This is a genomic window from Megalodesulfovibrio paquesii, assembly GCF_054653055.1.
In genome coordinates this window covers 743,806-764,616 of the sequence record NZ_BAAIGQ010000005.1, presented here as the reverse complement: position 1 = coordinate 764,616, position 20,811 = coordinate 743,806, and the positions used below count along the sequence as shown (strand labels likewise).

Genomic DNA, 20,811 nt, shown 5'->3' with positions numbered 1-20,811 from the left:
ATCAGACCTCCAGCAGCATGGCGATTTCGTCACACTCCGGGAACTTGGGGCAGCGCAGGCAATCGCTCCAGACCTTTTGCGGCAGCACTTCCTTGCCCACCACCTGGAAGCCCATTTTTTCAAAAAAAGCTTGCTGATAGGTGAGGGTAAAGATGCGGAAGAGGCCCAGGGTCACGGCTTCGGAGAGGCAGGCCTCCACCAGCCGCCGGCCCCAGCCCTGGCCGCGCAAGGCTTCCGAGACCACCAGGGAGCGCAGTTCAGCCAGGTCGTCCCAGGTGATGGACAAGGCGCAGCAGGCCAGGATGGGCCCCTCGCCCTTGGGCGCCAGGACGAAGAAATCCCGCAGGTGGCTGTAGAGCTCGTTGTAGGAGCGTGGCAGCAAAAGCCCGTTGCGGGAACAATCCATGAGCATGCCATGGATGGATTTCACGTCGTTGATGCGCGCTTTTCTGATGTAGTACCCTTCGTTCTCCACTTCCTGAACGCCTCGCTACTGGGCAAGGAGCGTGGAAAGCTCCTGTTTGAGTTCGGATGCATCAAGAAACCCGACATGATTCATGGTCAATTCACCATTTCTATTGTAGACCAGCATCTTGGGGATGCCGCCTACGTCATAGAATTGCGCCACACCAGGTTTGGCCAAGTACACAGGATAGTTAAAATCCATTCGTTTGACAAAAGAAGGCAGCGCCGCGGGATCCTCATCCACGGACACACCTAGGAACAACACCTCTTCAGGATCGTATTCCGTGCGCAACTTCTTCAGGCCCGGAATCTCCAGCTGGCAGGGGCCGCACCAGGTGGCGAAAAAGTTCACCACCACAACCTTGCCTTTATTTTCACGCACCTGCTGCATCAGACTGATATGGTCAATGGGCAGCACAGCCTGCTGGGCTTCCGCCTTGCCGGGCATGCCGGACAGCACGGCGCACAGGGCCAACAGCGCCGTCAAATGAACCACCGTTGCGCGCATACAACCTTTCTCCGGGGTTACGTCTCGTTCAAAACACCTTGCCGTACCTTGCCGCACCACCAGACCGGATGCTGGCACGGGCTTACACGGTCGGCCGGGCCGTCAATTCCTTGGCCAGACGCACGGCAGCCACGGCGTCGCGGGCATAGCCGTGCGCGCCGATGCGGTCTGCGTATTCCTGGCTGACCACCGCCCCGCCGACAATCACCTTGACCGGCAAGGCTTCCTCGCGCAGCAGCTTGATGGTGTCTTCCATGCGGACCATGGTGGTGGTCATCAGGGCCGAGAGGCCGATGACCGAGGCGCCGCGCTCCTTGGCAGCCCGGACAATGACTTCGGCCGGCACGTCCTTGCCCAGATCCACCACGTCAAAACCATGGTTGCCCAGCATCAGGGCCACGATATTCTTGCCGATATCGTGAATATCCCCTTCCACCGTAGCCAGGATGACCACGGGCTTGTGCACGGTTTTGCCCTCGGCCTCGGCCTTGTCCAGCAGCGGCTTCAGGATGCGGAAGCCGTGCTGCATGGCCTCGGCGCTGGCGATGAGCTGGGGCAGGAAGTATTCCCGGCGCTCATACTTTTCGCCCACCATGGTGATGGCTGCGATAAGCTGGTCATTGACCACTTCCATGGGGCTCAGACCCGCCTCCAGGGCGGCTGCGACCAGGGGCTCGATGCGCTGCTTGTCACCCTGGAGCACGGCTTCCTTGAGGGTGGAAGCCGCTTTTTTGGAGCCGCCCGCGCCAGAAGTGCCGCCCGCCGCCCCGCTGGCCCCACCGCCGGGCTTCCAGTCGGTATAGCCGGCAATAAAGGATTCGGCGTTGGGATCGCGCCCCAGGAGCACCTCGGCCGCGGCTCGGGCCTCCTTGAAGCGCGTGGCGTGCGGATTGGCGATGGACGCCGAGAGTCCCGCCCCCATGGCCAGGGTCAGGAAGGTGGCATTCAGCAGCTCCCGGGCCGGCAGGCCGAAGGAGATGTTTGAAAGCCCCAGCACCGTGGGCAGCCGGAGCACCTCCGTGCAATGGCGGATGGTGGCCAGACACTGCACTGCGGCGTCCTGCCTGGAGGAGACGGTCAAGGCCAGGGCATCCACCATCAGGTTGGAGCGGGGGATGCCCAGATCCAGGGCCTGCTGGAGGAGCATTTCGATGATGGCGATGCGCTCCGCCGCGGTCACGGGCAGTTTCTTGCTGGTCAGGGGCAGGAGGATGCACGGCGCGCCGTGGTCCCGGCACAGGGGGCCGAGAATTTCCATGCGCCCGGGTTCACCGCTGATGGAGTTGATCAACGCACCGGCCGGGCAACGTTCCAGGGCCAGCCCCAGGGCAGCCGGATCCGTGGAATCCAGGCACAAGGGCGCATCCACCCGCGCGGCCAGGGTCTCGGTCAGCAGCGGCAGCAGCACCTGCTCGTCCACCATGGGCGCGCCGACGTTCACGTCCAGAATCTGGGCGCCGTCGTCCAGCTGCTCACGGGCGAACTGCAGGGCAAGCTGCAACTCCCCGGCCTGGTATTCGGCGGTCAGCTGCTTTTTGCCCGTGGGGTTGATCCGCTCGCCAATGACCACATGCGGCAGGTACGAGGCCACCTGCACCAGACGGGAACGGGAAACCAGCTGCAGCGGACCCGGCTCGGGGCGCGGCGGCAGGGAAATCTGCCGGGCCAGGGCCTTGAGGGCGGCAATATGCCTGGGCGTGGTGCCGCAGCAGCCGCCGACCATGCGCACGCCCATCTTCAGATAGGGCAGCATTTTTTCGGCAAAATCATCGGGGCCCAGGGTAAAGACCGTGCGGCCGTCCCTGAGCTGCGGCAGGCCGGCGTTGGGCTGGACAAGCAAGGGAATGTGCAGCGCCGGCAGCATGGCCTGGGCCAGGCCGAGCATTTCATCCGGTCCAAGGCCGCAGTTGATGGCCACGAAGTCCACGCCCAGGTTCTGGGCCGAGGCGGCAAACACCTCTGGCGGCGTGCCAGTGAGGGTGGCGCCGCGTTCAAAGGTCATGGACAGGCCCACGGGCACGGCGCGGCCGATTTCCCGGAATACCTCACGCGCGGCCATGGCCACGGCGCGGATCTCGGCGATATCATACTGCGTTTCGGCGATGAGCAGATCCACCCCGCCCTGCATCAGGCCCAGGATCTGTTCATGGAAGGCCTGGCGCATGTCGGCCGGGGTCAGGGTGCCCATGGGCTTGAGGAACTGCCCGGTAGGGCCGACACTGCCAGCCACCTTGACCCGTCCTCCCGTGGCGTCCGCCGCCTGCCGGCCGCACCGGGCCAGCTCGCGGTTCACCTCGACAACATTCACCCCCAGCCCGAGCTTGTGGCCCGTGCCGCCAAAGGTGTTGGTGGTGATGACATCCGCCCCCGCGGCGATGTATGCGTCATGCACGGCCCGCATGGCATCCGGCCGGTTGAGCCCGAACAGCTCCGGAGACATGCCCGGCGGCAGTCCCGCCTCCTGGAGCATGGTTCCCGTGGCGCCATCAAAGCACAACACCTCTGTTGCATTGCGCAGCCAATCAAATTCAGGCAAAGTGCACTCCTTGGTTGTTCCACTGACGGAACCCGCGCCAACCGGGCATTCCCCCACATCGGCCGTTCCGAACAGTCCGCCTTTGAGTACTGAAAAGCGTTGAAAAGGACAAACAAAAACTATACTATGTCCAGAATGGAAAAATCATCAACCTTTCCAACGAGTTTTCCAGCCATGCCCGCCGCCCTGCGCGCTGATGCGGCCCGCCGGCGGGAGGATGCCTGAACATGACTGCACGCAAGCGTTCCGCCAATGCCACCCCGGCTCGCGACGCCGCGCCCCGCGTGGTGACCGAGGCAGAGGTGCTTGAGCCCGAAATTGCCGAGACCGAAGACAATGACGCCCTCGACCTGGATGACGTGGAAGACGTGGACCTCGTCGCCGATGAGGCTGACGAGGCAGCCGAAGCGGTCCTGGAAGACGAGGCAGAGGCGGCCCTGCTCGACGACTCCGACGAGGCCGAAGTCTCCCTGCCCACCACCCTGCCCATGCCGGTGCTCAAATCCGGCTCGCGGGCCGGCGCGCAGGACACCCTGCGCCTGTACCTCAAAGAAATCGGCGTCTTCCCCATGCTGGAGCCAGAGGCGGAATTCGAGCTGGCCCGCCGTGTGCGCGACCATGGAGACAGCGAGGCCGCCTTCCAGCTGGTCACTTCCCACCTGCGTCTGGTGGTCAAGATCGCCATGGACTTCCAGCGCCGCTGGATGCAGAATGTGTTGGATCTGGTGCAGGAAGGCAACGTGGGCCTCATGCGCGCCGTCCAGAAGTTCGATCCGGAAAAGGGCATCAAGTTTTCGTACTATGCCGCCTTCTGGATCAAGGCCTACATCCTTAAATTTATCATGGACAACTGGCGGCTGGTGAAGATAGGCACCACCCAGGCCCAGCGCAAGCTTTTCTACAACCTGAACAAGGAACGCCGCCGGCTGCAGTCCCTGGGTTTCGATCCGGACACCTCCACCCTCTCCAAGAACCTGAATGTCAGTGAGGAGGAGGTCCAGGAGATGGAGCAACGCCTGGGCAGCCAGGACATGAGCCTGGATACCACCCTGGCGGATGACTCCACCACCACCCGGCTCGATGTGCTGCCCGCTTTGCAGCCCAGCATCGAAGACACCCTGGCCCGGGAGGAAATCTCCATCGCCCTGCAAGGCCACCTGGAGCGCATCCTCCCCCGGCTCTCGGACAAGGAGCGGGATATCCTGGAACAGCGCCTGCTTGCCGACTCCCCGGTCACCCTGCGCGAAATAGGCGAGCGCTATGGCATCACCCGCGAACGCGTCCGGCAGCTCGAAACCCGGCTGCTGCACAAACTGAGAGTGCACCTGACGGACAACATTGACGATTTTTCGAACGATTGGATCGTGCGCAGCGAATAGCCTCGCCGGCGTCCCCTCCATCGCCCTCCATCTCAAAGGTAACGTGAGGACCGCACCGTTCATGCGCCTGTACAATCTCATGCCGCTGCTCAGCGCCACCCTGTTGGCTGGCTGCGTTACCCTCGCGGCCTGTGCCGCTACTCCCAAAAATCCGGCCAGCGCCAGCGCCGGCGGCTGGAAACTGTCGCCCCAGGCGCAGGCCAGCTATTACTACCTGCTGCTGGAAGAAGCCCGCCGCCAGGAAAACGCCACCCTGGGCGAAGATGCCGTGCTGGAACTCCTGGCCCTGGACGATTCCCCCCAGGTTTTCATTGAATGCGCCAACTTCTTCTGGCACGCCGGCGATGCGGAAAAGACCCGCATCCTGGTGGAAGAAGGCCAGCGCCGGCATCCGGACAATCTCCAGCTTCAGCTCCTGCTCTCCCAGCTGTACCTGACCGAGCAACGTTATGACGAAGCCCAGGCCCTGCTGGAGCAGTATCTCACGCGCAATCCGGCCGACCTCTCGGCCCGCACGGAACTGGCCACTCTGCTTGTCCAGACGGAACGCTACGACGCCGCGCTGCAGGTGATGGACGAGACCCCGCCCGACGTGCCGGTCAGCAAACGGCCCCGCGAGTTCAAGTTCCTGCGCGCCAAGGCCCTCAATGGTCTGGACCGGCATCGCGAGGCCATTGCCCTGCTCGAATCCCTCCTGCAGGAGGATCCGGAATTCATTGAGGCCTGGGCCGAGCTGGCCTTTGCCTACGAAGCTGCGGAAGACTACAAAGGCGCCGAAAAAACCTACCTGCGCATCATGGCCCTGGGCGAGCCCAGCCGGGAACTCACCCTCCGGCTGGTCGAAGTCAACATCAAGCTCGGCAAGCCCAAGCAGGCCCTGAAGTTTGTGGAAAAGGCCCCCCAGGATCTGGCCACCTTCATGCCCGTGGCCAGCCTGCTGCTGGACGCTGGCATGTTTGCCGAAGCCGAGGCCTTTGTGGATACCCAGCTGGCCAGGCATCCTGAACTCAAGGAACTCTGGTTCCACAAGGCCCTTATTGCCTACGAACACAAGAAAAACAGCGCTGATGCCCTTGAATATCTAGGCAAAATTCCGGAGAAAAGCCGCTTCCACGAGCGCAGCCTGCGCTTTTCCATCCACATCCTGTTCGAGGCCGGCCGCCACGGCGAGGCCCTGGCCATGGCCCGCGCTGGCCGGGCCAAGTACCCGGATGTCAGCGAGTTCTGGCTGCTGGAAGCCCGCCTGCTGCAGGAGGATGACAAGACCGACGAGTCCCTTGATCTGCTCCGTCAGGCGCGCGACCGTTGGAGCGACGATACGGAAGTGCTCTTCACTTACGGGCTCGTGCTGGAGCGTGCGGACAAACACGCCGAAGCCCTTGAAGTCATGGAGAAAATCCTGACCCTGGAACCAGACAATGCCGATGCCCTCAACTACGTGGGCTATTCCCTGGCTGACGCCAATCGCGACCTGGAGCGCGCTGAAACCCTCGTGCGCAAGGCCATGGAACTCAAGCCCGGCAACGACTTCATCATCGACTCCATGGCCTGGGTCCGATTCCGCCAGGGACAGATGCAGGAAGCCTGGAAACTGATCAACGACGCCGTGACTGACGCCAAGGGCCAGCCTGTGGAAGATCCCGTCATCTGGGAACACTACGGCGACATCGCCAAAAAGCTCGGCAACACGGACGCCGCACGCAAGGGGTATGAAAACTCCTTGAAATTCAATCATAAAAAACCGGAATCCATCAGGAAGAAACTTCAGGGCCTATGAGCACGCACGCCGCACACGTCCTTGGCGTTGCCGCAGTGGTTCTCAAGCAGTACGGGCGGTTGTGCCTGCTGACCGCCGCCCTCCTCGCCACTGCCTGCGCCCCTTCGCCACCGCCGCCCGGCGTACAGCCGGAAGCCGGTCCCGGCTGGCAGCATCGTGCCGAGAGCTTGTGGCGCACCTTCCGCGCCCGCATTGCCCCTGCCCCGGGAGCCCAGGCTCCGGCCTTCTCAGCCACTGCATCACTCAACTACGCGGGACCAAAAGATAAACACCGCGTCGTCGCCAAACTGTGGGGCAATGCGGAGTTGCCCATCCGTCTGGATCTGCAGGCCGGGGTCGGCGCCATGGTCGGCCACTGGCGGGAAGGGCCCGAGGGATTTCTGGCCTTCATCCCCGGCAACAATCCGGATGCCGCGGCCTTCCACTTCCGGAACACCCTGGACGGCATGGCTGCCTTTGGCATGGCCCTGCCGCTGGATCTTCAGGATCTCGCCCGCCTGCTCATGGGCGACTGGAGCGCCCTCTTCCCCGAACAGTACGACACCGTCCAGCCGCAGGGTGATCCGGACAAGGACGATGCCCCCATCCGCTTCGCCTGCTTCACAGCCAAGGGGCCCATCGCCCTCACCCTGGCTGCAGACGGCGCGCCGGTCTCCATGGAACTGCCGGCCGGCGACGGCCTCGGCCCCTGGACCCTGGAACTGCAGGACCTCGGCGCGCCCGGCTACCCGGCCTTCACTCCCCAGCGGGTGCGCATGACCCGGCCATCCAACAAGGAAACAGCCATCCTTTTCCTCAAGGAACTGGAACTGCGACCCGAACCCTGGCCGCCAGCCGCGCTGCATCTGGACATTCCCCCCGGAGTCCTGATCCGGGAACAACCATAGCGTTTTGTTTCCTTATTGAACCATTTCAGCAAGGTGAGATCATGCCTAGCGCCGCCACTCCAAGACGAGTCTGCATCGGCGCGGACCATGCCGGGTTCGCGCTCAAGGAGCAGATCAAGCAGTACCTCCTCGGCAAGGGCCACGAAGTCATCGACGTGGGCACCGAGTCCCAGACCAGCTGCGACTATCCCGAGTTCGCCCAGCATCTCTGCAAAAAGCTCACCTCCAAGGAGCTTGGCGACTGCGGCCTGGGCGTGCTCATCTGCGGCACGGGCATCGGCATGAGCATGGCCGCCAACAAATGCCCTGGTATCCGCGCCGCCCTGTGCACCAACGAGTTCCTGGCCCGCATGACCCGCCGCCACAACAACGCCAACGTCCTCTGCCTGGGCGAACGCGTGACCGGTCCGGGCCTGGCCCTGGCCATTGTGGACGCGTTCCTGGAGGAGTCCTTCGAAGGCGGCCGTCACCAGCGCCGCGTGGATCTCATGGAATCCGGAGGGAGCTGCCATGGAGGCGCCTGAGCGCAATCTGGCCCTGGATCTTGTCCGCGTCACTGAGGCCGCCGCCCTGGCCTCGGCCCGCTGGCTCGGCCGCGGAGACAAGAATTCCGGGGACAAGGCCGCCGTGGATGCCATGCGCCTTTCCTTCAATTCCCTGAACATCCGTGGCACGGTGATCATCGGCGAAGGGGAGAAGGACGAAGCCCCCATGCTCTACAATGGCGAGGCCGTGGGCTCCGGCCAGGGCCCGGCCGTGGATGTGGCCGTGGACCCCGTGGAGGGCACCCGCCTTCTGGCCTATGGCCGGCCCAACGCCATAAGCGTGGTGGGCCTGGCTCCGGCCGGAGCCATGTATGCCCCTGGGGCCAGCTATTACATGAAAAAACTCGTGGTCCCCGCCGCGGCCGCCCATCTCATCGGCCATGACGACCTGGACGCCCCCGTGGGGCAGACCCTGCGCAAGGTAGCCAAAGCGCTTGAAAAAGATCTTGACGATATCGTCGTCTTTGTCCTGGACAAGCCCCGCCACGAATCCCTCATCCGCGACATTCGAGCCGCCGGGGCGCGCATTCAGCTGCACACTGATGGCGACGTCAACGGCTCCCTCATGGCCGTGGACTCCCGGGCCGAGGTGGACGTCATGTGCGGCACCGGTGGCACTCCCGAAGGCGTGCTCTCGGCCTGCGCCATCCGTGGCACCGGCGGGCGCATGGTCTGCCGGCTGGACCCGCAGTCCGACGCCGAACGCCAGCGCCTCCTTGACGACGGCGTGGATCTCCCTCGCGTTCTCCTGGAGACCGATCTCGTCCAGGACGATAACGTCTTCTTCGCCGCCACCGGCCTCTCCGGCGGCTCCTTTCTGCGCGGTGTGCACTACAGCGGCCGCGGCGCCTCCACCCACTCCCTCGTCATCCGTGGCAAGACCGGCACCGTCCGCTACATCGAATCCTATCACAACTGGGACAAGCTCATGCGCGTCTCCAGCGTGCAGTACGATTAGGGAAGAGAAGAAAAGGAAGAGAGAACGGGGGAGCTGAGTTCCCCTGCGCCCCCTCCAGCTGGCAAGTGCCGGTTGTCCCGTTCGCTACGAGCGGGACAACCGGCACTTGCGTATAGGGCAGCAACCAGTGCTCCGCCGCTCACCCGAGGTGAAAGTCTGTGGCGAGGGAGACGCCCCCGCCTCTTCATTCCTTGTGCCCGGAGTTCCCTTCACGGCTGCGCGGGTGAGCGGCGTCGTAGGTGGCGGTGAGCTGCTGGAGGGAGAGATGGGTATAGCGCTGAGTAGTGGTCAGGCGGGCGTGGCCCAGGAGCTCCTGTACGGCGCGCAGGTCGGCCCCGCCTTGCAGAAGGTGGGAGGCAAAGCTGTGGCGGAGCATGTGCGGGTGCACGTGCTGGGGCAGTCCGGCTGCGGTGGCGAGGCTGGCGATGCGGCGGGCGGCCTCGCTGCGGTGCAGGCGCTTGCCGCGTTGGCCCAGAAAGAGGGCCGGTTCGTCGGGCTGGGGCGAACACTCAGCGCGGGCGGCAAGCCAGGCGTCCAGCAGATTGCGGGCAGTATCCGTCAGATGGGCCACGCGCTCCTTACTGCCCTTGCCCAGAACTTTCACGGTCAGCCGCGAGCCGGCCACATCCTGGATGTTCAGGGAAAGGGCCTCGCTGATGCGCAGCCCGGCGCCGTAGAGCAGCTCGGCCAGGGCCACGTCCCGCAGGGCCAGGGAAGCGGCCAGGGAGTCTTCCGGCGTGCGGGGGGCTGGCGAGGCAGGACGTGCGGCTGGCGAGAGCTGGCGCTGCCGTGTGTCCAGCAGGGCATGCATGGCATCCACGTTCAGCGCCTTGGGGGTGCGCTTTTCGGCCTTGGGGTTGGCCACGCCGGTCGTGGGATCGGTGCTGGCCAGTCCCTTGCGCAGAAGAAAGGCGAAAAAGGCCCGCAAGGACGAGAGCTTGCGCCCCATGGACGTCTTGGCCTGGCGCTGGCGGTGTAGCTCCGCCACAAAGCCCTGGACATGCAGGCGGGTCAATGCGGCCGGAGCATCCAGGGACTGTGGCGGCTTGCGGGTTTGCAGATAGGTTTCAAACTGCTGCAGGTCCGCCCCATAGGCCGCCACCGTGGCCGCAGAGCGGTTCTTTTCCAGGCGCAAATGGTCGAGGAACCGGGCGAGCAGGACCGGAACGGATGGAGCAGGGGCGGATGGAGTAGGAGCGGACTGGGCGGAAGAATCAGGCACGCCGCTGGTCGATGACATAACTGCTCCCGGACTTGGACTTGGCCAGTTTTTTCAGGGAAGCGGCCATGGAGGCCACTTCGCCGGCATGATGCAGTTTGGCGCCGTAATTCATGACCACGGCGATGGACACGGTCATGAACGGGAACTCCAGCGCCCGCCCCTGCCGGTCCGTGCTGCGGATAGCCCGGCGTTGGCGATCCTCTTCATCATAGAAGCTGGGGACGATGGCGTCAAAGCGGTTGCAGACGGCCTGGCAGGCGGCCTCCACCCGGGTGGCCGGCAGGATGAACACAAAGTCGTCCCCGCCAATGTGGCCCAAAAAACTCATGGAGGACGCTGCACACTGCTGCTCCTGCACCACAGTGGCCAGGAGCCGCGCGGTCATCATCAGGGCTTCGTCGCCGCGGGAAAAGCCATACCTGTCATTGAAGGATTTGAAATTGTCCAAATCCACATAGGCCAGGCCAAACTCGGCCTTCGCGTCCACCAATTCCTGAATCTTCTGGATGATGCTGGTGTTTCCCGGCAATTTGCTCAGGGGGTTGGCGTCCAGGGTCCGACGTGCGCGAGCCATGGCCAGATTGAGCCGGGCGCGAAGCTCCAGCGGGGCAAAAGGGCGCAGCAGAAAATCATCCACCTCTGCACACTCCCACTCCGGCCCCCCGGCCAACTGTGCCGCGAGCAGTTCCGGGGCCTCTGCTTCGGGCAGGGCCACCACCACGGGCATCTGCCGGTACACGTTTTCACTCTTCACCGTGGCCGCCAGTTCCAGCCCGGACCCATCCGGCAGATGGGCATCCACCAGCAGCAGATGCGGCGGCTCGGCGTACAGCTCTTCCATGGCCTGGGCAACATGAGAAAACAGCTGCCACGCCAGCACATCCGCCGGCCACAGGGTGGGCAGCAGCGCCGCCAGGACCGGATCCGCCGTGATGGCGAGGCCGCGCCTGCTGTTGGGCAGAAGGCACCCGGGAGCAGCCGTGGCGGAAAGAAAATGATCCTGGGCAACTGACATACCGATTCCAGGTGACAGCTCAGGTGAAGGAAACATCGGACAGTTCAACAAACTTGTTCGTCAGTGCATGCAACACCGAGTGCAGACGCGGAGTGTCCAGTTTGAGAAGCTTGAAGGCCGAAGGATCCAGCAGCGGGACCTGATCATCGCCGCTCTCGCCATATTCAAAGACCTTTACCAAAAAATCGGCAACATGCACCACGCAGGCTGCCGCCGGATAATGTTCCGCCCGCAGGGGCTGGTGATGGAAGACCATGCCCTCGCGGATTTTCGGGGGAAGCCGCCAGTGCCGCGCCAGCCAGTCATTCACGGTCTCGTGGGTCAGGCCGAGCAGGCTGGACTCGGCGTCACGGTAGCTGCAGTCCGAGTCCTTGACTATCGCATCCAGCCTGATTCTGACCTCTGGCAGCTGCACGGCAACCACCACCTTGCCCAGGTCGTGCAACAGGCCGGGAACGGAATATTCCTCGGGATCTTCCAGTCCGGCCACCCTTGCAATTTCCGCGCAGGCCATGGCGCAGCCGAGGCTGTGGTTCCACAGGCCGTGCATGGCGCCGCGCATGGCCTCGAACACGGAGGTGGAGATGATGACGCCCTTGACCACATTGAGCCCCAGCAACACCAGGGCGTGCTGAATGGAGCCGATGCGGCCGGGAAACCCATAGATGGGCGAGTTGACCATCTTGAGCACCTTGGCTGAAAGCACCTGATCCATGGAGATGAGTCTGGCGATCTGCTCGGAGGAGGAGGCCGGATCTTCCACCAGCAGCGTCACTTCCTCCAGCACTTTTGGAAGCGTGGGCAGGTCTTTGACTGTCAGGACATGCTGTTTGAGCGCAAGGCGCAGGTCATCGGCCATGGCGCAGCCTCCGGAGCAATCGTGCCCAGAACCCGTCTGCCCGGGCGGCGCTGGTGGAGGCCGGGGGGGAGGGAGTGGAGAGCGTCCCGGAAGAGGCGCGAGAGTCCGCCGGGAGAGCGGCTCCAGAAGTCGGATCCACTGACGTCTGCCCGGCTTCTCCGGCTGCCTCGGCGGCGGCCATATGCTGAAAAAAACGCGCCAGCTGCGTCTTCATTGAGCCCATGAACGCGTTGCCCTGATGGTGGCGGAATAAATGCTCCAACCGTTCCAGCCGGGTTGCGTAATCCGTGCCCTCGCCAAGGCCTTCCATCTGAACGGGGCGTCCCTGGACGGTGATGCTCTCCACCGCCATGGCCTGGAGCCGCTCCAGCAATCCGGCAGATAGTTCCGTGCCTTCGCCAACCAGCACCTGGCCGCCCTCCCGAAAAACGGGGCGAGCGAGTGTCATGCCAGGCCTGGCGAGGGCAAGGGGAATGTTCTGCACACTGTCTCCTGCAATGCAATACCCGCGCACAGTTCTGCGGCGGGGCTCAGCCCTGGACACGCATGTACTGCATGCCCGGCAACTGGCTGGCGGCGCCCGCCAGTTCCAATCCGACAAGCGCGCGGCTGACCCGGCCCACATCCCAGCCCAGCGTGCGGCACACGTCATCGATATGTGCGGCGCCCTGCTCGGGCAAGGCCTCCCAGGTGCGCTGCTCGTCTTCTGTCAACTGCTCCGGCAAGATGCCGCCAATGCCGGGAGCGGTGTTTCGTGCCTCCGCCGCTTCTGGTGGCTTCGGCGCTGCAGGGCTTTTCCGTTCGGCCCGTGGACGGGGTGCGCCAAGTGGACGTGGCTGCGCTGCTGGCGGTGGCCCTGCAGCTGCCCCCCGAGAGGAGGCCCGCACCTGATGAGCATGCAAATGTGGCGCCACTTCCCGCAACACGTCCTCCGCACTGCCCACGGCCCGGGCTCCGTCATTAATCAGCCGCAAGCAACCTGCGTACGAGGGCCAGTTCACCTGGCCGGGCACGGCCATCACCTCCCGGTTCTGCTCCAGGGCACGGGCAGCGGTAATCAATCCCCCACTGCGTTCGCCGGCCTCGGCCACCACCACCGCCAGCGAAAGGCCGCTAATGATGCGATTGCGCAAGGGGAACTGGTGTGCCTCGGGCACGGCCCTGGGCGCCAGTTCGGAAAGCACCAACCCCCGCTCCTCCAGTTGCAGCCGGACATCGGCATTGCCAGAAGGATACCCGGAATCCAGCCCCGCGCCAAGCACCGCAATGGACGAGCCCACTTCCTGAAGCGCCGCCAGATGCGCATGGCGGTCGATGCCATATGCCAGACCGGAAACAACCGTCACGCCACTCTGCGCCAGCCCCCGCGCCAGCCGGGCAGCCATCCCGCTGCCGTAATCGGAACAGCGACGGGAGCCCACGACGGCAACACAGGGCGCCTCCAGCAGCGTCAAGTCGCCGAGGTAATACAAAAAAAGAGGCGGATCCGGTATGTCTCGCAACCGCTTTGGATATCTGGGATGCGACCAGAGCAGCACCTGATGCCCGCCCTCGGCGGCCTGCTGCCACTCTTCTTCCGCCCGCGCCTGCCAGCCTGCATCGCGAAAGGTCTGGACCACACGTTCAGGGGCCAGCCGGCGAGGCACCCAGGTCTGCACCTGCGAAACCGCCTGCCAGGCCCCGCCGAATGCCTCCAGCAGCCGTTTCCACGTCCGCGGGCCAAGGCCAGAGGTATGCTTGAGCGCCAGACAGGCCCAGAACTCGTACCGCGGATCCGTGGGCTTGCCATAGACGCCATACTCCTCCGGCGCTTCCGCCACGCCGCGCAGACCTGGCGGGCGCAGCACCCCCGGAGCAAGCATGCCTGGGACCCGATGTGTCATGTGTTCTGCATCTCGAAAACCGGCGCCAACCCTTGAGCACAACACCCGGCCGGGGAGCCAGGCTACTTGAGCCGTCCCTGCAGCGCTTCCCTGGCCTGGGCGGCCGATTCGGAGCGGGGGTATTCCTTGACCAGGGTGCCCAGGTAGAACCGGGCGTTGGGCTTGTCTCCAAGCTGCTCATACGAATAGCCAATTTTCAACAAGGCGGCGGCAGCGTTGCCATGCTTGGGGAACTTGGCGGTCACATCCTTGAAGGTCAGGATGGCCTGGGCATACCGCTTGTCCTGATAGTACGTTTCCCCCAGCCAGTAATACGCATTGGGCAGCAAGGCGCTCTTGGGGTTCTCCTGGATAAAGGCAGTCAGCAGCTGCCGGGCCCGATCGGACTTGCCGGCCTGGACCAGCTTGAGGGCCTCTTCATAGCTGTTCTCGGAGTTGGTTCCGGCACGGGAAGGCTCGGCCTTGGCCAGGGCCGGCTTGCCGGCAGCGGCAGCGGACGCCCCGGGAGAATTCGGCTGATAGATGGGTTTGGAGACAATGCGGTTGGGATCCAAATCCATGCCGGGCGCGCTGGCGGCGGCATCCCCTGCGGCCTGGCCGGCATATCCGGCCGTGGGTTTGGAAACGCCCCGCTTGATGACTTCGGGCTCGGTGACCAGGGGCGTGGCCGCCACCGAGCCATGCGCAGGGGCAGGAGCGGGAGCGGGCGTCATTTGCGCTACGGCGGGCTCAGGAGCTGGCGCAGGAGCCGGGGAGACAGCGGGAGCATCCGCAGCGGGTCTTACGGTCTCAACGGGCGCGGCAGGCGCAAGAATGGGCGCAGGTGCGGTCACCGGGGCAGGTGCAGGCGGAATCTGTTGCCCTGCGCCGTTTTTTTCGGCAGAGTTCGGCGTTGCTGGCGGCGTCCACATGGCCGTGGTTCTGGCGGTGCGCAATTGCCGCTGGGACTTGAGTTCCTGCAGCAGGCGCGCCTTCTCTTTGCCGTCTGCGGCAAGGTAGTCTTCAATGAGGTCAATCCTCGCGGCAGTGTCCGCCCGGGAGATATCCTGCCCGGCCGCCAGCTGCTGCAAGGTGTCGTCCATGGAGACCAGACGGTCTTCCAGCTTAGCCACCTGCTGACGGGAAGCACAGCCGAAGGTTAGAACACTGCAGACAAGGAGCGCGAGCGTGACAATACTGCGGGCGGACTGTTGCACTGAACGATGCGTGACGCCCCAACCGGGCAGACTGTGGCGTCCAGGCAACGTGACGCGGGCATTGAATCGGCTCATCTCCTGACCTCCTTCGGCGAGCGAACGTGCGGATATCGTCATGCATCCCCGTCGTCTCTGTTGCCGTCTTCGGACAGCGGCAAAGGGGAGCAGCAAGCGTTGTGACAACAGAGCCCGGACCAGGCAGCCGGGATTCCGTCCAGAAGCGCAGTCTCAGGCGAGCGAGCCTGGCCGGCCACGTCTTAACAGTCCACAAACGCCTCTGCGTCTGGCTGCATCGCCACGGTGATGCATTGCATTGCAATACGGAATAGTGGTACAGTCAATTTGACAGAAACACAATACCCCTCCGCACAATGTCAGTGTGAGAGACGATGTGAGAACCATCATGGATATTGCGCTGAATGACGTGCTGCCCTGGGTGCGACTGGCATCCACCAGCATTGTTGCCGTGCTGCTGCTGGCCGTAAGCGCGGCCCCCTTGGTTGCCGGTGTAAGCCAGCACCTCGCCCACGCACGCGAACGCATCTTTTACGACAAGTTTGCCAAGCAGGTTGCGCAAATGGGTCTGGCCTTCGCGCTGTGCACCTTGCCCTTTACTGCAGGTATTTGGGCGGTATTGTACATGCAGCACCCGCTGGCCAAAATCCAGGGCTTTGCGCATCCCATGCTTTCCACACCAGCCTTGCTGCCCTTTTGCATCTATGCCCTGGCCCTGTTGCTTTGCACCATCCATGCCGCAAACTGGGGCTTTTGGAAGGGCAAGCGGTTTGTGCAGTCGCTGTTTGCCTGGGTGGCCTGGATTTGCATGCTGCTGGCCGGGGCGAGTCTGCTGCTGCTCAAGCGCGTGCTCAATGCCAGCCAGGACGCCTTTGCCGTGACCCCGACGTTTGCATCTTTCTTCGATGCCGTGCAGGCCATCCCCCTGCTTTCCTCGCTGTGGCCCTTCATGGCGCTGGTGCTGTGCGGCGGTGTGGCTGCAGCCGGCGCCTTTGGCGCCCTGTATTGTCTGGCCCGGCGCACCAAGGAAGACTATGGCCGCGATTATTACGCCTTTGCCCTGAAGGCTGCCTGCTGGTGGGGCGCCATTGGGGCTGCATTGGCCAGCCTGGCTGCCGGGGGATACGTCTATCTGGTAGCCCCGCGCTTTACGGCCCTGTTCACCGCGATTCCCATACAGGCGGGGCTGGCGGCGGCCGCAATGCTTCTGATTGCGGCGCTCGGGCTTGCAAGCGTGGCTGGCAGCGCGACTCCCCTGCGCCGCAAATTGACCGTTTTCCTCGCCGCCCTGCTCCTGCTGCTGGCCAGCGGCGGCATGGGATACCTCACCCAGACACTGTACACGCTGTTCTAACTTTATCCCATTGAAAAAAAAGGAAGTTTCCGAAACCATTCTTTCTGGAAGTTCCATCCGCCACCATGCGTGTTTTTTGACGGGCTGATGGAGCCTGCGACTCCGGAGCCGCCTTGCCGGCGCTGCCTGCGTTGTGTCTTTTCGGCCTCGAGGTGTGTCAAAGACGCGACACCCGAACCCGCCAGAGAGCCCAGCCTCTTGCACCACACCACACGGGGCGGGGAGGACATTCCATCCTCCCCGCCCTGTGTGGTGTGATTTCCACGAAACAAGGTGACAAGAATGACATCAGATTTCGTGGAAGATCGTCAGCCGAACTGCGCGGATTTCGGCTGACTCACGCGGAGCAATGCTGCTCCGGGGCCGCTGTGCCAGCGGCCCAGTGTTGCGTCTATTCTGTATGGATCATTTCAGAGGACGCAACACAGATGGGCAGCCTGCCTGGTGCAGGTGCCGGAAGTTCCGCCCTTGTTATTGGCGCACCCCGCCACTGGTCTCGTTATACCCCGGGATGTCAGGTAAATTCAGCTCAAAACGTGGCCGGGTCAGGGCCGTGGCGGCGGCCTGGTTGTCCTGATACACCACCCCCAGGATGGCCATGCCGCCTTCCAGGGACAGGAGCACATGCGCGCTGCGGTCCTGGACTTCAAAGACCTGCCGTGTCTGCTCCGTCCGCGGCGGGCCGTATTTGGCGGTGAGGAGGTTGATGAGCGCCAGATGCGCCTCTTCCGCCTCCCGCGGCGTCTCAAAGGCGCGGCTGGCGGAAATCTGTACAATGGCACGGGTTTCCGGGTCCAGCCACAGGGAATGAAAGTCAAACACGCCTGAATCCACCAGCGGAGGAACCTCCACCTTGAGCAGCCCCGGCTCGGCAGGGGTGGCGCGCCCAGTCCAGCGCTCTCCGAGCAAATAGCCAAAGGCACCTTCAATGCGCTGCGGCCCGGAGGTGTCTGGCTGCGAGGCTTCGCCTCCGGTGGCTGGCAAGGCCTCGGAGGCTGGCGCCGCAACCGGCGCATCCCCGGCAGACTGCACGGCCAGCGGCGAGGTGGCGGAAGCATTGGGCTGCTCCGCTGCAACGCCCCCGGCCGTAGCATCCACCGAGGCATCCGAGGCGTTATTCTGGGCCACACTTCCAAGAGGCCAGGCCAGCAGCACCAGGCACAACACGGGGAAGCCCCGTACAAATTCTCTCAAAAATACCATTATTACAAAGCCTTGGATGTAGCCATCAGATAGAGTTCATGAGGATCGAGAATGAGCACCACGGACCCGTCGCCCATGATGGTGGCGCCGGAAATGCCCCGCAGATCTCCCAGGAACTCCGACAATGGCTTGATGACGATTTCCTGACGCTCCAGCAGCTTGTCCACCACCACCCCCAGCCGGCGGTCGTTGTCCTGCAGCACCACCACGGAGAGGATCTGCTCCTTCTTGCCGGCTGGCAAGTCGAGCATTTCCCGCAGGTTGACGATACCGAGCACCTCTCCCCGGAGGGTGACGGCCTTGCGGTTGTTCACGTCCGTCAGCCGGCGTGCTTCCAGCTTGGTGGTTTCAGAGACCGCGTCCAGCGGGATGGCGTAGGTTTCGCCAGCCACCTGAACCATGAGGGCATCGATGATGGCCAGGGTCAGCGGCAGGGTCAGAATGAACTTGGTGCCCTTGCCCACGGTGGACTGAATGGACACCGTTCCTTTCAGGTTCTTGATGTTCGTCCGCACCACATCCATCCCCACGCCGCGGCCGGAGATGTCGGTGATGGTTTCGGCAGAGGAGAAGCCCGGGGCGAAGATCAGCTCCATGGCCTCGCGGTCGTCCAGGGCCTTGGCTTCTTCTTCCGAAATGATCCCCTTGCGCACGGCCACCTGGCGCATTTTGTTCGGATCAATGCCTTTGCCGTCGTCCTCCACCTCAATGGCCACAGAGTTGCCGCGATGATACGCGCGCAGGGAGACCGTGCCCAGGGCGGGCTTGCCGGCTTCACGGCGTGCGTCCTCAGGCTCAATGCCGTGGTCCACGGAGTTGCGGATGAGGTGGACCAGGGGGTCGCCAATGACTTCGACAACGCTCTTGTCCAGTTCTGTTTCCTCGCCTTCGGTGACCAGCTGGACCTGCTTGCCTGATTTGCGGGAGAGATCCCGCACCAGCCGGGGGAAGCGCGAGAAGACGGTCTGCACGGGGACCATGCGGACCTTCATGATGGTATCCTGCAGGTCATCCGAGATGCGCGCCATGGCGTAGGTGGTCTCGGTCATGTGCTGGGCCATTTCCGAGAGGTCCACGGTTTCGCCCTTGTCTTCCAGTTGGCGGGCCAGCAAAGCAAAGCGGTTACGGTTAATGATCAGCTCGCCGATGAGGTTCATCAGGTGGTCGAGCTTTTCATGATCCACGCGGATGGTGGAAGAGACCTTGGGCTTGCCACCGGCAGTCTGTGCGCCGCCATTGTCATCGCCGCCACTGCCCCCTGCAGCCGGTGGCGCGGCAGGACGAGCGGCGGCCGGCGGTGCGGCAGGAGCGGCCGGTGCAGGCTTGGGTTCCGGCTTGGGGGTGGGCGCCGGCTCAGGCGCGGGCTCCGGTTTGGGTGCGGGCTTGGGCGCAGGCGCAGGCTCGGGTTTGGGTGCCGGTTCCGGGGCGGCTGCGGGCTCGGCCTTGGGAGCCGGCGCAGGTACGGGTGCAGGCGCGGGTGCGGGCTCCGGAGCTGGTGCGGCAGTTTCCGCAGGAGCCTTCATTTCCGCCACGGCCCGGTGCAGCATGTCCGCCAGGATGGAGGTTTCCTGACGCATGATATCCGCCAGCGCGTCGAAAGGAAGGCCGGATTTGCGGGCCTGATCCACCAGATTGGCCGTACGCTCGGCATACTGGCGCACTTCGTCCAGGCCCATGTACGCGCTGGAGTTTTGCAGGGTGGTCAGGGACCGGAACAGAGCATCCACAAACTCCGTACGCGAGGCGTCCCTGGCCAGCTCGGTCATGGCTGCGTCGATGGAACCGAGCTGCTGTTTGACCGTGTCTTCAAAAATGGACACATCTTCCGGATCGTATGAGGGCGCGGCGGGAGCAGGCGCCGGAGCGGCCGGAGCAGCTTCGGACCGCAAGGCTTCTTCCTCAAAGGCGCGCTGGAGTTCGTCCTCCTCTGCATCCTCTACCGAATCCGCCTCCGGCTCTACCGGCGAAGCTGGCGCCTCGGGCGTCAGCTGGGCTCCGCGTGCGCCAGCAGGCTCCTCGCGACCCGGCAAAAAGCCCACTTCGCCGGTTTCCGAGGCCTTGCTCAGCAGGCCGACCAAATCCTCGATGGACACGGGATTGACCATGCCTGTCTTGGGGTCCACGCCGGCAACGAGGGTTTCAATGCGGTCCACCACGGCCAGCAGCAGATCAATAAGCTGGCGGGAGCAGTCCATCTCGCCCTTGCGGACGCGGTTGAGCAGGGTTTCGGCTTCGTGGGTCAGCCCATTGAGCTCGGCAAAGCCGATGATGCCCGAATTGCCTTTGAAATTATGGAAATACCGGAACAGGTCATTGACGATCTCACCGCCCTGCTGCTGCTCCAGCACGAGCAGACCGGCATTGAGGCTCTCGACCATTTCCGCAGCTTCCTCAAGGAAGTCATTAAGATGCCCTTCCCCGAACGCTGTGAGCTGATAGGCCGGCATGGCGGCCGGGGTCAGGACTCTAGGCTGCGGTGCTTCCGGCGAGACCACCGCCGCGGAATTGGCGACGGGATTCGGAGCGGCGACAGGCTCGGGCGCAGGCGCCGTAACGCTCGCCGCAGCCTGTGGCTGCTCCCCGGAAAGCAGGGCCTCGATGATGGCCACAATGGGCTCCACAGCCACATCGCCTTCATTGCCTTGGCGCTCAAGACAATCAACGATTTGACGCAGGGCGTCGGTGGCTTGCAGAATGACGTCCATGACCTCGGGGGTCACCGGCATGGCCCCCCTGGCGCAACTCATCCAGAATATTCTCCGCCTTGTGGGCCAGGCGGTTCATGTGTCCAAAGCCCAGAAACCCCGAAGCGCCTTTCAGGGAATGCATGGGCCGGAAAATTTCATTGAGCAGCGCGAGGTTGTCCGGACTTTTTTCCAGTTCGAGCAGGTTGGGCTCGATGGTTTCCAGGTGCTCGCGCGCCTCAATGATGAAATCGGCAATGATCTCCTGATCCATGAAATCCTGACTCATCCCCTGCTCCCTGTCCTGTGCGTCGGGTCTTGGAGG

General features: G+C 63.7%; 16 protein-coding genes and 1 pseudogene. 6 read left to right on the top strand and 11 right to left on the bottom strand.

Annotation, left to right across the window (positions count from 1 at the left end; genetic code table 11):
* Position 1: 1 nt before the first annotated feature.
* The 3 genes from ACYQ00_RS10030 to ACYQ00_RS10020 are packed head-to-tail and all read right to left on the bottom strand — an operon-like array spanning position 2 to position 3,509.
* Complete coding sequence (locus ACYQ00_RS10030) at positions 2-475, bottom strand: N-acetyltransferase (RefSeq protein WP_460031998.1); 474 nt, start codon at positions 473-475, stop codon at positions 2-4.
* A 15-nt stretch (positions 476-490) separates the two neighbouring features.
* Positions 491-1,051 (bottom strand): TlpA family protein disulfide reductase, encoded by a 561-nt coding sequence (locus ACYQ00_RS10025; RefSeq protein WP_460031997.1) that lies wholly within the window; start codon positions 1,049-1,051, stop codon positions 491-493.
* Positions 1,052-1,055: 4 nt separating this feature from the next.
* A complete protein-coding gene (locus ACYQ00_RS10020; RefSeq protein WP_460031996.1) occupies positions 1,056-3,509 on the bottom strand; it encodes a homocysteine S-methyltransferase family protein in 2,454 nt (817 codons plus the stop codon).
* Positions 3,510-3,736: 227 nt separating this feature from the next.
* Here ACYQ00_RS10020 and ACYQ00_RS10015 point away from each other — a divergent pair, with 227 nt between their 5' ends.
* From ACYQ00_RS10015 to glpX, 5 genes are all read left to right on the top strand, one after another.
* A complete protein-coding gene (locus ACYQ00_RS10015; protein ID WP_460031995.1) occupies positions 3,737-4,888 on the top strand; it encodes a sigma-70 family RNA polymerase sigma factor in 1,152 nt (383 codons plus the stop codon).
* A 61-nt stretch (positions 4,889-4,949) separates the two neighbouring features.
* Positions 4,950-6,665, top strand: coding sequence for a tetratricopeptide repeat protein (locus ACYQ00_RS10010; RefSeq protein ID WP_460031994.1), 1,716 nt, complete (start codon positions 4,950-4,952; stop codon positions 6,663-6,665).
* On the top strand, positions 6,662-7,552 hold the full coding sequence (locus ACYQ00_RS10005; RefSeq protein ID WP_460031993.1) for a hypothetical protein: 891 nt from the start codon (positions 6,662-6,664) through the stop codon (positions 7,550-7,552). The genes ACYQ00_RS10010 and ACYQ00_RS10005 overlap by 4 nt, the downstream gene beginning before the upstream one ends.
* Before the next feature lie 41 nt (positions 7,553-7,593).
* Positions 7,594-8,076, top strand: a complete 483-nt coding sequence (gene rpiB / locus ACYQ00_RS10000; RefSeq protein ID WP_460031992.1) for a ribose 5-phosphate isomerase B — start codon at positions 7,594-7,596, stop codon at positions 8,074-8,076.
* Positions 8,063-9,055, top strand: coding sequence for a class II fructose-bisphosphatase (gene glpX, locus ACYQ00_RS09995; protein ID WP_460031991.1), 993 nt, complete (start codon positions 8,063-8,065; stop codon positions 9,053-9,055). Before rpiB ends, glpX begins: the two co-directional genes overlap by 14 nt.
* A gap of 184 nt (positions 9,056-9,239) precedes the next feature.
* On the opposite strand, the gene ACYQ00_RS09990 is transcribed toward glpX, so the two are convergent.
* The 6 genes from ACYQ00_RS09990 to ybgF form a co-directional block, all read right to left on the bottom strand.
* Entirely contained in the window at positions 9,240-10,295 is a 1,056-nt protein-coding gene (locus ACYQ00_RS09990) for a tyrosine recombinase XerC (protein ID WP_460031990.1), read from the bottom strand.
* Positions 10,270-11,292 (bottom strand): GGDEF domain-containing response regulator, encoded by a 1,023-nt coding sequence (locus tag ACYQ00_RS09985; protein ID WP_460031989.1) that lies wholly within the window; start codon positions 11,290-11,292, stop codon positions 10,270-10,272. The genes ACYQ00_RS09990 and ACYQ00_RS09985 overlap by 26 nt, the downstream gene beginning before the upstream one ends.
* Before the next feature lie 19 nt (positions 11,293-11,311).
* Positions 11,312-12,151, bottom strand: a complete 840-nt coding sequence (locus ACYQ00_RS09980) for an HDOD domain-containing protein (protein WP_460031988.1) — start codon at positions 12,149-12,151, stop codon at positions 11,312-11,314.
* Positions 12,141-12,599: a hypothetical protein gene (locus tag ACYQ00_RS09975; protein WP_460031987.1), complete on the bottom strand. Its 459-nt coding sequence runs from the start codon at positions 12,597-12,599 to the stop codon at positions 12,141-12,143. Before ACYQ00_RS09975 ends, ACYQ00_RS09980 begins: the two co-directional genes overlap by 11 nt.
* Before the next feature lie 82 nt (positions 12,600-12,681).
* Positions 12,682-14,034, bottom strand: a complete 1,353-nt coding sequence (gene dprA / locus ACYQ00_RS09970) for a DNA-processing protein DprA (RefSeq protein WP_460031986.1) — start codon at positions 14,032-14,034, stop codon at positions 12,682-12,684.
* Positions 14,035-14,096: 62 nt separating this feature from the next.
* The gene (gene ybgF, locus ACYQ00_RS09965; protein ID WP_460031985.1) at positions 14,097-15,305 is read right to left on the bottom strand and encodes a tol-pal system protein YbgF; all 1,209 of its coding nucleotides are present in this window, start codon (positions 15,303-15,305) and stop codon (positions 14,097-14,099) included.
* Between the two features lie 328 nt (positions 15,306-15,633).
* Here ybgF and ACYQ00_RS09960 point away from each other — a divergent pair, with 328 nt between their 5' ends.
* The gene (locus tag ACYQ00_RS09960) at positions 15,634-16,599 is read left to right on the top strand and encodes a hypothetical protein (protein ID WP_460031984.1); all 966 of its coding nucleotides are present in this window, start codon (positions 15,634-15,636) and stop codon (positions 16,597-16,599) included.
* Positions 16,600-17,070: 471 nt separating this feature from the next.
* Here the strand turns inward: ACYQ00_RS09960 and ACYQ00_RS09955 are convergent, their stop codons facing one another.
* Both ACYQ00_RS09955 and ACYQ00_RS09950 read right to left on the bottom strand, forming a co-directional pair.
* On the bottom strand, positions 17,071-17,802 hold the full coding sequence (locus tag ACYQ00_RS09955) for a hypothetical protein (RefSeq protein WP_460031983.1): 732 nt from the start codon (positions 17,800-17,802) through the stop codon (positions 17,071-17,073).
* 2 nt (positions 17,803-17,804) lie between these two features.
* A pseudogene (locus ACYQ00_RS09950) lies at positions 17,805-20,775 on the bottom strand (chemotaxis protein CheA).
* Positions 20,776-20,811: the final 36 nt, after the last annotated feature.

Coding starts and splice junctions, on each gene's coding strand:
- ACYQ00_RS10015 (WP_460031995.1), top strand. CDS start 3,737: ATGACTGCACGCAAGCGTTCCGCCAATGCCACCCCGGCTCGCGACGCC.
- ACYQ00_RS10010 (WP_460031994.1), top strand. CDS start 4,950: ATGCGCCTGTACAATCTCATGCCGCTGCTCAGCGCCACCCTGTTGGCT.
- ACYQ00_RS10005 (WP_460031993.1), top strand. CDS start 6,662: ATGAGCACGCACGCCGCACACGTCCTTGGCGTTGCCGCAGTGGTTCTC.
- rpiB (WP_460031992.1), top strand. CDS start 7,594: ATGCCTAGCGCCGCCACTCCAAGACGAGTCTGCATCGGCGCGGACCAT.
- glpX (WP_460031991.1), top strand. CDS start 8,063: ATGGAGGCGCCTGAGCGCAATCTGGCCCTGGATCTTGTCCGCGTCACT.
- ACYQ00_RS09990 (WP_460031990.1), bottom strand. CDS start 10,295: ATGTCATCGACCAGCGGCGTGCCTGATTCTTCCGCCCAGTCCGCTCCT.
- ACYQ00_RS09985 (WP_460031989.1), bottom strand. CDS start 11,292: ATGTCAGTTGCCCAGGATCATTTTCTTTCCGCCACGGCTGCTCCCGGG.
- ACYQ00_RS09980 (WP_460031988.1), bottom strand. CDS start 12,151: ATGGCCGATGACCTGCGCCTTGCGCTCAAACAGCATGTCCTGACAGTC.
- ACYQ00_RS09975 (WP_460031987.1), bottom strand. CDS start 12,599: ATGACACTCGCTCGCCCCGTTTTTCGGGAGGGCGGCCAGGTGCTGGTT.
- dprA (WP_460031986.1), bottom strand. CDS start 14,034: ATGACACATCGGGTCCCAGGCATGCTTGCTCCGGGGGTGCTGCGCCCG.
- ybgF (WP_460031985.1), bottom strand. CDS start 15,305: ATGAGCCGATTCAATGCCCGCGTCACGTTGCCTGGACGCCACAGTCTG.
- ACYQ00_RS09960 (WP_460031984.1), top strand. CDS start 15,634: ATGGATATTGCGCTGAATGACGTGCTGCCCTGGGTGCGACTGGCATCC.
- ACYQ00_RS09955 (WP_460031983.1), bottom strand. CDS start 17,802: ATGGTATTTTTGAGAGAATTTGTACGGGGCTTCCCCGTGTTGTGCCTG.